This is a genomic window from Nonomuraea sp. NPDC049129 (genome assembly GCF_040648495.1).
GTDB lineage: Bacteria > Actinomycetota > Actinomycetes > Streptosporangiales > Streptosporangiaceae > Nonomuraea.
Genome location: NZ_JBEZDU010000021.1, coordinates 167,266 through 181,005 on the forward strand (window position 1 = coordinate 167,266; position 13,740 = coordinate 181,005).

The window sequence follows — 13,740 nt, forward strand, 5'->3', positions numbered from 1 at the left end:
ACCATGCTCGGAAATTTGGTGTTTCGTGCAGGATCGCGCGCGATCGACCCCGCTCCGCGGTGCCTTCCCTAGCCTGAGCGAGGCGGCCGCCCGGCCGTCGATCATCGTGGCGAGAAGGAGTCTTGTGGACTTCGAGCAGCTCAGGGCGCTTCGGCGAGAAGTGCACCGCAATCCGGAACCCGCGTTCGTGGAGATCGGGACAGCGGCCCGGATCAAACAGGCCATCGACGGCCTGCCGGTGCGGGTCCTGACCGGGAAGGACGCCCACGACCTCTCCCCCGTCGTGAACTACCCGTCACCGCAAACGCTCGACGAGTGGGAGGCTCGCGCGGTCGCGTCCGGCGTTCCCGCCGAAAGTGCCAGGTACTTCCGGGAGAACGGCACCGCGATGGTCGTCGATCTGGCCGGCGACCGGCCGGGCCCGCGATGGGGGCTGCGGATCGACATCGACGCGCTGCCGATGCGCGAATCAGACGATCCCGCTCACTTCCCGGTCGCGAACGGCTTCGCCGCGACGAACGGCGCGATGCACGCGTGCGGCCATGACGCGAACGTCGCCATGGGTGTGGGCCTGCTGCATCGTCTCGCCGACCGCGACTTCGCGGGCTCGCTGCGGATCCTGTTCCAGCCCGCGGAAGAGGGCGTACGGGGCGCGCAGACGATGATCGACGCCGGGGTCGCGGACCCGATCGACACCATGCTCGCCGTGCACATGGCGGGCGACTTGGCCGTCGGCTCGGTCGTGGGCAGTTTCACCGGCGGCATGGCCACCCGCAAGCTGAAGGTCGACTTCACCGGCAAGGCCTCCCACGCCGCCGGTTCGCCGGAGACGGGTCGCAACGCGCTGCTCGCCGCCGCCATGGCCGCGCTGGGGATCATGGCGATCCCGCGCTTCAGCTCCGCGGACACCCGGCTCAACGTCGGCACGCTCGTCGCCGGTGACGGAGTGAACATCGTGCCGTCCGCGGCGGTGCTGACCTGCGAGGCGCGCGCCACGGATGACGAGGTCGTCGATGAGTTGGTGGACCGGATCCGGGCCATCGTGGAGGGAGCCGCCCGCACGCAGGGCGTCGAGGTGGCGCTCGCCGTGATGGGCCAGTCCTCGACCGTGTCCCCTGACGACGAGGTGATCGACCGCATCGTCGAGGTGGCCGGTGCGCTGCCCGAGGTGGCGGAGGTGATCAGGACGCAGGCGTTCGCCGGGAGCGACGACGCCAACCTGCTCATCCGGCACGTGCAGCGGCGCAACGGTAAGGGCGCGTACCTGATGATCGGCGGCGCCAGCCCCGGGCCGCACCACAGCGCGAACTTCGACGTGGTGGAGGAGGCGATCCCGATCGGCATCGACATCCTCGCCTCGCTGATCCGCCAGAATTGAGCGTCGCCTCCCTGACGTACGGGTTGTGCCGTCTGGCCCGCGGGCCCGGCGGCACCTGACTGAGTGCCTCGCGCGGCGTGTAACAGTTGCGCCAACCCCCGGGAATCAGTCAAGATCAGTTCATCTGCGCACGGTTCTGGGCAGAAAGCGCCAACCAGACATCCGTCTTAAGCGGCAATTTTTTATCTGGAAGGTTAGGAGATCCCGCTTTAAGGCGTGACAGCGCGACGAGACGCCAGGACACTCAGCTTAGAGCCATATATGCGATAAAAGAGGAGACGATGTCGTGGCGGATGAATCCTTCGACAACGATCCCGCACTCCCCTCCAAGATCGACGCCAGCAAGCCGCATCAGGCCCGGGTGTGGAACTATTGGCTGGGCGGAAAGGACAACTACCCGGTAGATCGCGAACACGCCGAGCAACTCCGGCAGATCTATCCGGGAATGGAGGATATCGCCCGCCACGCCCGCGCGTTCCTGGGCCGCGCCGTCCGCTATCTGGCGGAGGACGCCGGCATCCGGCAATTCCTGGACATCGGCACCGGACTGCCGACGGTCGACAACACCCATGAGGTCGCTCAGCGAGTGGACCCGTCCTGCCGCGTCGTCTATGTCGACAACGATCCCCTGGTGCTGGTACACGCCCAGGCGCTCCTGGCCAGCGACCCTCGGGGGGCCTGCGACTACATCGAGGCCGATGTACGCGAGCCGGCCGCCATCCTGGAGTTCGCGGCCAAGACGCTGGACTTCAGCCGGCCGACCGCCCTCATGCTCCTCGGCGTGATGGGCACGATCTTCGACGACGACCAGGCGCACGCGCTGACGCGGCAACTGCTGGACGCTCTGCCGTCGGGCAGCTACCTGGTGTTCGAAGACGGTACGAACACCATCAAGCCCGACGCGGCCGCGGAGGCCGGACGGCTCCACGACGAGGAGCAGTCGTACTCCTACCGCCTGCGCACCCCGGACGAGATCGCCCGGTTCTTCGACGGCCTGGAACTGGTGGATCCGGGCGTCGTCTCCGTCTCCCGGTGGCGGGTGGAGTCCTCGGTGTTCGGCGTGCCCGACGAGGTGGACGCCTTCTGCGCCGTGGCCCGCAAACCGTAGCCCTACGGGGTGCCGTCGATCTCCTCGTCGATCTCGTCGATGATCTTGTTGATGATCGCCGGCGTCACGGCCGACGGCTGCGCGTGGATGCCCAGCTCGTCCATCAGGTGCTGGTACGGGTGCACGTCGGAGGCCCTGGTGAGATACTGCGCGCTGGCGATCTGCTCGAGGTAGACCACGTCGTCGAGCTCGGCCTGGGCGAAGCGCAGCATGGTGATGGGGCCGACCCCGCCGATGTGGCCGCAGTAGCTGAACGGAAGCACCTGGATGGTGACGTGCGGCAGCTTCGCCATCTCCTTGAGGTGCTCGAGTTGCCCGCGCATCGTGGGGCCGTCGCCGACCCGGCGGCGCAGGGCCGCCTCGTCCAGCACCACCCAGAGCTTGGGCGCCATGGGCCGCGTGAGGATCCGCCGGCGGCGCATCCGGAGCGCGAGCCGGCGCTCGATCGCCTCGGGCGGGCAGCCCTGGTGGCCGCAGGTGATCACCGCGCGGGCGTAGTCCTCGGTCTGGAGCAGGCCAGGGATGTATTGGACCTCGTACGTACGGATCATCGCCGCGTCCTGCTCCAGCCCGAGGTAGTCCTCGAACCAGTCGGGCACCACCTCGCGGTATTCGTGCCACCAGCCGGGCGCGTTGGCCTGCTTGGTCAGCGAGAGCACGGCCTCGCGCTCGGCCTCCTCGACCACGCCGTAGAGGGTGAGCAGGTCGGCCACGTCGCGCAGCTTGAAACTGGTCCGCCCGCATTCCAGGCGGCTGATTTTGGAATGCGAACCCCGGATGGCGTATCCCGCGGCTTCACGCGTGATCTCCCGCGACTCACGCAGCCGGCGTAGTTGCCTCCCCACCAATATCCGCAGCGCTGTCGGCCCGGACTGACGAGTCTCCCAACCTGGAATTTCGGTCAGGTCGTCAATATTCCGAGCATTCGGCATATACGCTCCTAGGTCGGAAACTGTGGCAGTCTGACGCGCAGACAATCCTGCCACGCTAGCCAGCTCCGCCGCCACGAGCCAGGTTAATAGCGGAAATACCAGGTCACGGGATGGGCACAGCGCTTGACCACCGCTTGACCACCGTCTGACTGCTTCCGATCTGGCTCCGATCTACCGCCGATCGGGCGATAACATTTGGGTTGGCATGAAAGTCATCATCTTCGGCGCCACCGGCATGGTCGGGCAGGGCGTACTCCGGGAATGCCTGGCCGACGACCGGGTGACGGCCGTGCTCACGGTCGGCCGCACCCCCACCGGACGTACCCATGACAAGCTGCGCGAGCTCGCGCACCCGGATCTGCTCGACCTCACACCGATCGAGGCCGAGCTGTCCGGCTACGACGCGTGCTTCTTCTGCCTCGGTGTCTCCTCGGCGGGCATGAGCGAGAAGGACTACCGGCGCGTCACGTACGACTTCACGCTGGCGGCCGGCGAGACGCTGGCCAGGCTCAACCCCGGCTCGACGTTCGTCTACGTGTCCGGGGTGGGCACCGACGAGCACGGGCGGGCGATGTGGGCCCGGGTCAAGGGCCAGACCGAGAACGCGCTGCTGGCCCTGCCGTTCGAGGCGTACATGTTCCGGCCCGGCTACATCCAGCCCATGCACGGCGTCACCTCGCGGACGACCTGGTATCGGCTGGCGTACGTGGTGACGGCGCCTTTCTACCCGATACTGCGGCTGCTCTTCCCCGCGGCGGTGACCACGACGGAGCGGATCGGCCAGGCCATGATCACCGTGGCGGACCGCGGCGCGCCCAAGCGGATCCTCGGACCGCTGGAGATCAACGCCCTCCAAGGCTGACCCGCGCGGAATAACCTCGGACCGTTCGCTGCTTGGGTGGTCGTTGAACGTTCAATAGTAAGAGGTGATGAACGATATGCAGTTCGGGATCTTCAGTGTGGGCGACGTGACCACGGACCCCACCACCGGCAGGACGCCGACGGAGCATGAGCGCATCAAGGCGATGGTGGCCATCGCGGTCAAGGCCGAGGAGGTGGGGCTGGACGTGTTCGCGACCGGCGAGCATCACAACCCGCCGTTCGTGCCGTCCTCCCCCACCACCATGCTGGGCTACATCGCGGCCAAGACCGAGCGGCTCACGCTGTCCACGGCCACGACGCTGATCACGACCAACGACCCGGTCAAGATCGCCGAAGACTTCGCGATGCTGCAGCATCTGGCCGACGGCCGGGTCGACCTGATGCTGGGCCGGGGCAACACCGGGCCCGTCTACCCGTGGTTCGGGCAGGACATCCGGCAGGGCATCCCGCTGGCCGTCGAGAACTACGCGCTGCTCCACCGGCTCTGGCGCGAGGACGTCGTCGACTGGGAGGGCCGTTTCCGCACGCCGCTGCAGGGCTTCACCGCCACGCCCCGGCCGCTGAACGGGGTGCCGCCCTTCGTGTGGCACGGCTCGATCCGCAGCCCGGAGATCGCCGAGCAGGCCGCCTACTACGGTGACGGGTTCTTCGCCAACAACATCTTCTGGCCGAAGGAGCACTTCATTCGGCTGATCACCCTCTACCGCCAGCGGTACGCCCATTACGGGCACGGCACGCCCGAGCAGGCCATCGTGGGGCTCGGCGGGCAGGTGTTCATGCGGAAGAACTCGCAGGACGCGGTGCGCGAGTTCCGTCCGTACTTCGACAACGCCCCCGTGTACGGGCACGGCCCGTCGCTGGAGGAGTTCACCGAGGAGACGCCGCTGACGGTGGGCAGCCCGCAGCAGGTCATCGACCGGACGCTGACGTTCCGGGAGTCGTTCGGCGACTACCAGCGGCAGTTGTTCCTGATGGACCACGCGGGGCTGCCGCTGAAGACGGTCCTGGAGCAGCTGGACATCCTCGGGGAGGAGGTCGTGCCGGTGCTGCGCCGGGAGTTCGCGGCGAACCGGCCGGCCGACGTGCCCGACGGTCCCGTCCACACCACCCGCGACCGTCTGACCGCCTGACCGCTGCACATGGAGTTCGGAGGAGTGTTCATGAAGCTCGTCGTCGTCACGGCGGGTCTGACCCAGCCGTCGTCCACCCGCCTGCTCGCCGACCGCCTGACGGAGGCGACCGTGCGGCGGCTCACCGACCGGCCGACCGAGGTGACTGTGCGGGTGATCGAGTTGCGCGATCTCGCCGTCGACATCGCGAACAACTTCGTCACCGGCTTCCCCGGCGCCCGGCTGCGCGCGGCGATCGAGGCGGTGACGGAGGCCGACGGCCTGATCGCGGTCACGCCCGTCTTCAGCGCCTCCTACAGCGGCCTGTTCAAGTCGTTCTTCGACGTCGTGGAGCCCACCGCGCTGGCGGGCAAGCCGACGCTCATCGCGGCGACCGGCGGCACGCCACGGCACTCGCTGGCATTGGAGCACGCGCTGCGGCCGCTGTTCGCGTACCTGAGGGCCATGGTGGCGCCGACCGCCGTCTACGCGGCGTCGGAGGACTGGGGCGGCGGGGGTGACGGCTTCGCGGACGGCCTGGCGGAGCGGATCGACCGCGCCGCGACCGAACTGGCCGACCTGCTGCGCGGCCGTACGCCGGCGCCCGCTGAGGCCGGGCTCGGCGACGCGGCCGGCAGCAGGCCGGGCCGAGAGCCGGGCCGCCAGCCGGAGCCGGAGCCGGAGCTGGATGTCGTGCCGTTCGAGCAGCAACTAGCCGCACTACGCCGATAAGGGGCCCAATTTCACAACAAAAGCCCCGAACGTTGACTCCTGTGAGTATGGTTCGTTAGGAAGCTTTCCTAACGAAGAGCAGGAGATCACGTTGCTCCGAACCACTCTCGTCTCACTGGTCGCCTTAGCCACCACTCTCGCGCTCACGGGCACCAGCCAGGCCGCGGTCGACCTCACCGATCCGCACAAGAAGGACATCGCCATGCAGCTGGTGTCCAGTGCCGAGAACTCCACACTCGACTGGAAGTCCCAGTACGGCTACATCGAGGACATCGACGACGGCCGCGGCTACACGGCCGGGATCATCGGCTTCTGCTCCGGCACCAGCGACATGCTGGCGCTCGTCGAGCTCTACACCAACCGCAAGCCGGGCAACGTCCTGGCCAAATACCTTCCCGCGCTCCGCAAGGTCAACGGCAGCGACTCGCACGCGGGCCTCGACCCGAACTTCACCAAGGACTGGAAGACCGCCGCCAAGGACACCGTCTTCCAGACGGCGCAGAACGACGAGCGCGACCGCGTCTACTTCAACCCGTCGGTCAGCCAGGCCAAGACGGACGGACTGCGGGCGCTGGGCCAGTTCATCTACTACGACGCGATCGTCATGCACGGCCCCGGCACCGACAAGCTCAGCTTCGGCGGCATCAGGAAGACCGCGATGTCCAAGGCCAAGACCCCCGCGCAGGGCGGCAACGAGACGACGTACCTCAACGCGTTCCTGGACGCCCGCAAGGCCGCGATGAAGGCCGAGGAGGCGCACGAGGACACCACCCGCGTCGACACCGAGCAGCGGGTCTTCCTCAAGAACGGCAACCTCGACCTGAACCCGCCGCTGACCTGGAAGGTGTACGGCGACAGCTACACGATCAAGAGCTAATAGACGTACGGCCCGCGCCTCTGCCACGCTCTGATCATGACCCGTGCTGGGACGATCTTATTGACAGGGGCGACGGGCGGCATCGGCTCGGCCATCGCCACGACGCTGCTGGACGCGGGCTACCGGGTCCTGGCCCTGGTCCGCGACCCGGCCCGCCTGAGCGAACTCGCCGCCTCAGGCGGGCTCGCCACATCGGGTGAACTCGCCACATCTGGCGGGGTCGCCACCGTGGACCGACCGGTCGGGCCCGGTGCCATGGACGAGGTCACCGGACCTGGCAGCTCGGGCCGGACCACTGGCCCTGGCGGCGCAGACCGGACCGCTGAGCCTGGCGGCGCGAACCCGACCCCTGGGCCTGGCGGCACAGACCGAACCGCCGGGCATGGCGTGGATGGGATCGCCGGGCCTGATGCCATGGATGGGATCGCCGGGCTGGGCGAGATCACCCCGGTCGCGGCGAATCTCCCGTGGCCGGAGATCATGACTCCGGCCGTACCCACGGTCACGCCCGCCGAAGTCAGCCCCACCACCGTCACGCACCTCGATGTGACGCCCGCCGGTTTCACCCCCGGCAGTGTCATCGCCATCGTGGCGGACCTGGCCCGGCCGGAGACGCTGGCCGCCGCGCTGCCGCCCATCGGGGAGTTAGACGCGTTCGTACACTGCGCGGCCATCGCCGAGGTGACCACGACCGCGGACAGCACGGTGGAGCTGTGGCGCGACACGTTGAATGTCAACGTCGCCTCGGCCGCCGAGCTGCTGCGCCTCCTCCTGCCCGCCCTGCGCAGAAGCCGCGGCCGGGTGATCCTCATCAACGCCGCGCCCGGCCTGAGCCCCCAGGGCTGGCCCGCCTACGCGGCCAGCAAGGCCGCACTGCGCGAGCTGGGCGACGCCGTACGGGACGAGGAACAACCCCATGGCATCCGGGTCACCACGATCTACCCGGGCGCCACGGCCACCGAACTGCTGCGCAAGGTCCGGACCGGCTTCGGCTCGCCGTACAACCCCGACAGGTGCCTACCCCCGGCCGCGGTCGCCTCCATGGTCCTGACGGCCCTCACCGCCCCACCGCAAGCCCACCTCGCAGAGCTCTCCGTCCTCCCGGCCCCCTGACCTCTCCGGGCCCGCTGACCCCTCACAGCCCCCCGACCGGCAGGCCGGGCTCGGTGACTTCGACCGGCAGGCCGGGGTCGGCCACCTCGACCGACAGGCCAGGTGGGAGGCCCGTCACCTGGACTCCGCCCGACCGGTCGATCGACACGGTGACGTCGGCGCCCGCCACCCGCAGGCCGCGTACCGTGACCGCGCCGAGCGGGGCTCCCGCCAGAGGACGCACCAGGACCTTGCCGCCCGGTACGTCCGGATACAGGCCCACAGCCGTGTGCAGCAGCGTCACGGCGGCGGCGGCCGACCACGCCTGGGGACGGCAGGCGGCTGGGTAGGCCACCGGGCGCCCGACCGTGTCCCGGTCGTCGCCCGCGTGCAGCTCGGGCAGGCGGTAGTCGAAGCCCTCCGCCGCCGTCAGCAGGCCCCGCGCCAGCTCCGCCGCCAGGCGGCCATGACCGGTCCTGGCGAGTCCGGCGATGACGATGGCGGTGTCGTGCGACCAGACGGACCCGCAGTGGTAGGACAGCGGGCTGAACGCGCCGTCGTCCGCCGACATCGTCCGCAGCCCGAAGGCACCGGACATCGCCGGGGTGCCCAGCAGCTCCGCCACCCTCGCCTCCTCCCCCGGCGACAGCAGTCCCGTGCCGAGGAGGTGGCCGATGTTGCTGGTCAGCGAGTCGACCGGCCGCTTGTCGCGGTCAAGGGCCAGCGCCGGAAAACCGCTCTCCCGATCGGTGACCGGTGCGGGGTGGGTGACCCAGAAGCGGGCGCGGAAGCGGTCGGCCATCGTGCCCGCGTAGTCCAGCCACCGCTCAGCCCCCTCCCGCCCGAACGCCGCAAGCAGAGCGGCCCCCTGGTGGGCGGCGGCGCAGGCGTACCCCTGGACCTCAGCCAGCGCGATGGGCGGCTCCGCCTGGCGGCCGTCGCGGAAGCGGACCGCGTCGCCCGAGTCCTTCCACCCCTGGTTGGCCAGGCCGTGGCCGGTGGAGTCGATGTACTCCAGGAAGCCGTCCCCGTCCGGGTCCGCGTGGTCGCCGAGCCAGCCGAGCGCCGCCTCCAGGGCGGGGAGCAGGGGCTCGATCTGGGCGGCGGGCATGCCCCAGCGCCAGGCGTCGTGCAGCAGCCCGATCCAGAGGGGGGTGGCGTCGATGGTGCCGTAGTAGGCGGCGGGCAGTCGCAGGTCGCCGCCGCTGTGCTCGTGACGGCGCAACTCGTGCATGATCTTGCCGGGTGCCTCACCGGTGGCCGGGTCGACGTGGGTGCCCTGTCGTCTGGCCAGTACGCGCAGAGTGCTCGCCGCCAGGTCGGTGCCCAGAGGCAGGAGCATCCTGGCGGCCCAGAGGCTGTCCCGCCCGAACAGCGTCAGGAACCACGGCACCCCCGCCCCCAGGAACGTGTCCTCCGGCTCACCGGTCTCGGCCAGCCGGAGGGAGCGCAGGTCCTCGAGCGAGCGGGCCGCCAGCCGTACGAGGCGGGCGTCGTCGGCCGTCACCTGCGGGACGCTCCACTCCAGCGGCTTGGCCGGCGCGGTCACCACCGCCTCGGGGTCGTCGATCACGACGGCCCACCGCAGCGTGACGCGCTTGCCGGGCGCCAGCGCGACATCCCACCGAAACCGCCCTGCGGTCTCCGGCTCGGCCGCCACATTCTCGCCGGTCACCCGCACGGGGTCCCCCACGAGCTCGGCCGTGGCGTTCTCGGCGGTCGCCCGTACGTGGATGCGGCCGGACCGCCACTCCAGGCATGCGCCATCGGTGGACGAGCCGGGCGTGACGGCGGCCGGAGGGGCGCTGCCGCCGGACTTCACCAGCTCGATCGGGGCGAAGTCGCAGCTCAGGTCGAGGGTGACGGTGGCCGTCACCGGGCGGGTGGCGGTGGAGGTGATCTCGATGAGCTCCGCCATCCGTCCGGGCGCGACCTCCCGCGTACGGTCGACGCGGACCGTGGGGTCCGCGATCGGGTCGCCCAGCCAGCGGACCAGCGACACGAACCTGGTACGGCCGGCGGCCTGCACGGCGTGCCCCACCGCCTCCGGTTCCCTGCCGTCCACGGCCAGCTTCACCTGCGACAACGCTCGCGCGTCCGCATGGAAGAGGCCCTGCACCCCGGCCGCCCTGATCTGGCCGTCGGTCCCGCTCAGCGCGGTCGTCGGTGCCAGGACGGTGCTGACGAGGTCGTGCAACAGCGGTTGCAGGCGGTGCGTGGCTTGGTCGAGCACGAGCGGCCCCCAAAATCTTGACAGGCGAATCATCCAAGGGAGATAGTGCGTAACACTCCGTTTACTTGAACGATCCAATCCTGCCATACCTCCGTTTGAACGTTCAAACCCTTAGAAAGCGACATGATGCCCGAAAAGGTGACGATCGCCGACGTCGCGCGGCGTGCCAACGTCTCCCGGCAGACCGTCTCGAACGTCCTGAACTCCCCCGACCTCGTCCGCGAGGAGACGCGTGAGCGCGTACGGCAGGCGGTCGAGGAGCTCGGCTACCGGGTGAACCAGGCCGCGCGCCGCATGCGGACCGGCCGGTCACGGCTCCTGGCCGTCCGGATCGAACAGACCCAGGATGGCATGAACGTGTTCGACCGGTTCCTGCACGGGCTGACCGAGTCGGCGGCCAAGGCGGGGTACCGGGTGATCCTCTACTCGGCCGACGACGACCAATCGGAGATCGCCACCTTCGACGACCTGCTCGGGGCGTACGAACCGGATGCGTTCGTCCTGACCGGCACCCATTACGGCGATGTGCGCACCTCGTGGCTTGCCGAGCGGGAGCTGGCATTCGTCACGTTCGGGCGGCCGTGGGGCATGCCGGAGGGCGGCGACCATCCGTGGGTGGACGTGGACGGCGCGGCCGGTACGGCCGCCGCCACCCGGCACCTGCTCGACGCGGGTCACCGGCGGATCGGGTTCATCGGCTGGCCCGAGGGCTCCGGCGTCGGCGACGACCGCAGGAGCGGCTGGGTCCGGACGCTCGAAGCCGCGGGCCTGACGCCGCGCGCGAAAAACGGCGAAGCTCGCACGAATGACGCCGAAGGCGGCGAGGCGGGTGCGCTTGAGCGGCGGACCGATGGGTCGGCGGCCGAGGGTGAGGCCGCGGCGCGGGAGCTGATCGCCGCCGGCGCCACCGCCCTGGTGTGCGTGAGCGACTCCGTCGCCCTGGGCGCCATGCAGGCCGGGCCGGTGCCCGTGATCGGGTTCGACGACACGCCCGTGGCGGCCGCGATCGGCCTGACCAGTCTGAGCCAGCCGCTGTCGGACGCCGCCGTGCGCTGTGTCCGCGTGCTGACCCGGCTGCTCGAAGACGACAGCCCGGACAAGCCGGATCACGTACTGCTTCAACCCTCCCTGGTCATCCGGCGTACAGCGTGAAAGGAAACGCGATGAAACACCTCCCCCTGGCGGCGCTCGCCGTACTGGCGCTGGCCGCGACCGCGTGCGGCAGCGGCTTCGAGGACAAGCCGTCGGCCGCGCCGCAGAGCAGCGGCCCGGCCTCGCTGCGGATTCTCATCGCCTCCTCCGGCGACCCGGAGACGACGGCGGTCAAGCAGGCCGCGGACGCGTGGGCGAAGGCGAGCGGCAACCAGGCCACGGTCACCCCGGCGCAGGACATCCACCAGCAGCTCGGCCAGGCGTTCGCGGGCGGCACCCCGCCCGACGTCTTCTACGTGGACGCCTCGCGGTTCGCCGACTACGCCAGTGTCGGCGCGCTGGAGCCGTACGGTGACAAGATCTCGAACCCGGACGACTTCTACCCGAGCCTGCGCACCACCTTCACCCGCGACGGCAAGTTCTACTGCGCGCCGAAGGACTTCTCCACGCTGGCGCTGATCGTCAACGACGGCCTGTGGAAGAAGGCGGGCCTGGCGGCGGACGACGTACCGACCACGTGGGAGCAGCTCACCGAGGCGGCCGGCAAGCTCAAGGCCAAGGGCATCATCCCGCTGGCGATCGGCGACACCCGCGACCGGATCGGCGCGTTCATGGTGCAGGCGGGCGGCTGGATCACCAGCGCCGACGGCAAGCAGGCCACCGGCGACAGCCCCGAGAACCTCAAGGCCCTGGAGTACGTCAAGACCCTGCTCAAGGACAAGCTGGCCCAGTACCCCAAGCAGCTCGGCGCGGAGTGGGCCGGTGAGGCGTTCGGCAAGGGCAAGGCCGCGATGACGATCGAGGGCAACTGGATCAAGGGCGCGCTGAAGGCCGACTACCCCGACATCCAGTACACGGCCCATCCGCTGCCCGCCGGGGCCAAGCAGGGCACGCTGTCGTTCACGAACTGCTGGGGCATCGCGGCCAAGAGCGCCAACAAGACGGCGGCGATCGCCTTCGTCGAGGCGATGACCAAGGCCGACCAGCAGCTCACGTTCGCCAAGGCGTTCGGGGTCATGCCGTCGCGACAGTCGGCCAAGGACGCCTACGTCAAGGAGTTCCCCGCGGACACGGCGTTCGTGGACGGCGCCGCCTACGCCCAGGGCCCGGTGAACGCCGCCAAGATGGACAGCGTCCTGTCCGACTTCGACGCCGGGCTCCAGCAGCTCACCTCGCAGGACCCGAAGGCGCTGCTGGCCAGGCTGCAGAAGAACACGCAGTCCGCGCTGGGCGAGTGATGCGCCGCAGCCGGGCCAGGGACGACGTGACGGGGTGGCTGTTCGTCGCGCCGGTCGTGGTCATCCTCGGGGTGTTCCTGCTGCTGCCGATCCTGATGGCGATGTGGGTCAGCCTCACCTCGTGGAACGGCCAGGGCAGCCCGTTCAAGAGCGGCGTGCCGTTCGTCGGGCTGGAGAACTACGGCCGGCTGTTCACCCGCGACGACCTGGCCCGCGAGAACTTCATGATCAGCGTCCGGAACAACGCCTATTACGTGGCGATCGTCGTACCCCTGCAGACGGCACTGGCGCTGGGCCTGGCCCTGATCGTGAACAGCCGCCTGCTCAAGGGCAAGTCGTTCTTCAGGAGCGCGTTCTACTTCCCGTCGGTCACCAGCTCGGTGGCGATCAGCGTGGTGTTCCTGTTCATCTTCAGCAACTCCGGGGCGCTCACGCAGCTGCTGGGCTTCTTCGGCATCCAGGGGCCGCAGTGGTTCTCCGACGCCAGAGGGGTCATCCACCTGCTGCTCGGCATGGACACGCCGCCGGCGGCACTCGCCGGGGCGGGGCCGTTCGGCCTGTCGTGGTGGGAGTGGCTGTCCGGGCCGAGCGTGGCGATGTGCGCGATCATCGCGCTGGTCGTGTGGACGACGTCGGGCACGTTCATGCTGATGTTCCTGGCGGCGTTGCAGGACATCCCGGTGACGCTGGAGGAGGCGGCCGTGCTCGACGGGGCGGGGCGGTGGCAGCGCTTCCGGTACGTGACGCTGCCCATGCTCAGGCCGACGATGTTCCTGGTGCTGACGCTCGGGATGATCGGGAGCTGGCAGGTGTTCGACCAGATCTACGTCATGAGCAAGGGCGCTCCGGCCAAGACCACGCTGACTCCGGCGTTCCTGTCGTACCAGACGGCGTTCCGGGACTTCGACTATGGGGCGGGGACGGCGATCTCGTTCGTGCTGTTCCTCATCATCGTGCTGCTGACGCTGTTCCAGCGGCGCGTGATGCGGGAGAGGAGGAGCTCGTGA

The 13,740-nt window shown here is 69.4% G+C and carries 12 protein-coding genes; 10 read left to right on the forward strand and 2 right to left on the reverse strand.

Features of this window, described 5'->3' with window-relative positions; genetic code table 11:
* The first annotated feature begins 124 nt into the window (after positions 1-124).
* Together AB0B64_RS45270 and AB0B64_RS45275 are read left to right on the forward strand one after the other, a co-directional pair.
* A complete protein-coding gene (locus tag AB0B64_RS45270; RefSeq protein ID WP_358187494.1) occupies positions 125-1,378 on the forward strand; it encodes an amidohydrolase in 1,254 nt (417 codons plus the stop codon).
* A gap of 286 nt (positions 1,379-1,664) precedes the next feature.
* Complete coding sequence (locus AB0B64_RS45275) at positions 1,665-2,486, forward strand: SAM-dependent methyltransferase (protein ID WP_357955739.1); 822 nt, start codon at positions 1,665-1,667, stop codon at positions 2,484-2,486.
* 2 nt (positions 2,487-2,488) lie between these two features.
* Here AB0B64_RS45275 and AB0B64_RS45280 read toward each other — a convergent pair whose 3' ends face one another.
* Positions 2,489-3,418: a helix-turn-helix transcriptional regulator gene (locus AB0B64_RS45280; protein WP_358187500.1), complete on the reverse strand. Its 930-nt coding sequence runs from the start codon at positions 3,416-3,418 to the stop codon at positions 2,489-2,491.
* Positions 3,419-3,623: 205 nt separating this feature from the next.
* Between AB0B64_RS45280 and AB0B64_RS45285 the strand changes: the two genes are divergently transcribed.
* The 5 genes from AB0B64_RS45285 (at position 3,624) to AB0B64_RS45305 (ending at position 8,131) form a co-directional block, all read left to right on the forward strand.
* Positions 3,624-4,280, forward strand: a complete 657-nt coding sequence (locus AB0B64_RS45285; protein WP_357955742.1) for an NAD-dependent epimerase/dehydratase family protein — start codon at positions 3,624-3,626, stop codon at positions 4,278-4,280.
* A 76-nt stretch (positions 4,281-4,356) separates the two neighbouring features.
* Positions 4,357-5,430, forward strand: a complete 1,074-nt coding sequence (locus AB0B64_RS45290; protein WP_357955873.1) for an LLM class flavin-dependent oxidoreductase — start codon at positions 4,357-4,359, stop codon at positions 5,428-5,430.
* A gap of 30 nt (positions 5,431-5,460) precedes the next feature.
* On the forward strand, positions 5,461-6,141 hold the full coding sequence (locus AB0B64_RS45295) for an FMN reductase (protein ID WP_357955744.1): 681 nt from the start codon (positions 5,461-5,463) through the stop codon (positions 6,139-6,141).
* Between the two features lie 91 nt (positions 6,142-6,232).
* On the forward strand, positions 6,233-7,018 hold the full coding sequence (locus AB0B64_RS45300) for a chitosanase (protein WP_357955746.1): 786 nt from the start codon (positions 6,233-6,235) through the stop codon (positions 7,016-7,018).
* A gap of 36 nt (positions 7,019-7,054) precedes the next feature.
* A complete protein-coding gene (locus AB0B64_RS45305) occupies positions 7,055-8,131 on the forward strand; it encodes an SDR family NAD(P)-dependent oxidoreductase (protein ID WP_358187512.1) in 1,077 nt (358 codons plus the stop codon).
* A 22-nt stretch (positions 8,132-8,153) separates the two neighbouring features.
* Here AB0B64_RS45305 and AB0B64_RS45310 read toward each other — a convergent pair whose 3' ends face one another.
* Positions 8,154-10,343 (reverse strand): glycogen debranching N-terminal domain-containing protein, encoded by a 2,190-nt coding sequence (locus tag AB0B64_RS45310; RefSeq protein ID WP_358187518.1) that lies wholly within the window; start codon positions 10,341-10,343, stop codon positions 8,154-8,156.
* A 123-nt stretch (positions 10,344-10,466) separates the two neighbouring features.
* Here AB0B64_RS45310 and AB0B64_RS45315 point away from each other — a divergent pair, with 123 nt between their 5' ends.
* The 3 genes from AB0B64_RS45315 to AB0B64_RS45325 are packed head-to-tail and all read left to right on the forward strand — an operon-like array spanning position 10,467 to position 13,740.
* Positions 10,467-11,495 carry a LacI family DNA-binding transcriptional regulator gene (locus AB0B64_RS45315; protein WP_357955754.1) on the forward strand — a complete coding sequence of 343 codons (1,029 nt, stop codon included), beginning with the start codon at positions 10,467-10,469 and terminating at the stop codon, positions 11,493-11,495.
* Between the two features lie 11 nt (positions 11,496-11,506).
* Complete coding sequence (locus AB0B64_RS45320) at positions 11,507-12,733, forward strand: extracellular solute-binding protein (protein ID WP_358187527.1); 1,227 nt, start codon at positions 11,507-11,509, stop codon at positions 12,731-12,733.
* The gene (locus AB0B64_RS45325) at positions 12,733-13,740 is read left to right on the forward strand and encodes a sugar ABC transporter permease (protein WP_357955875.1); all 1,008 of its coding nucleotides are present in this window, start codon (positions 12,733-12,735) and stop codon (positions 13,738-13,740) included. Before AB0B64_RS45320 ends, AB0B64_RS45325 begins: the two co-directional genes overlap by 1 nt.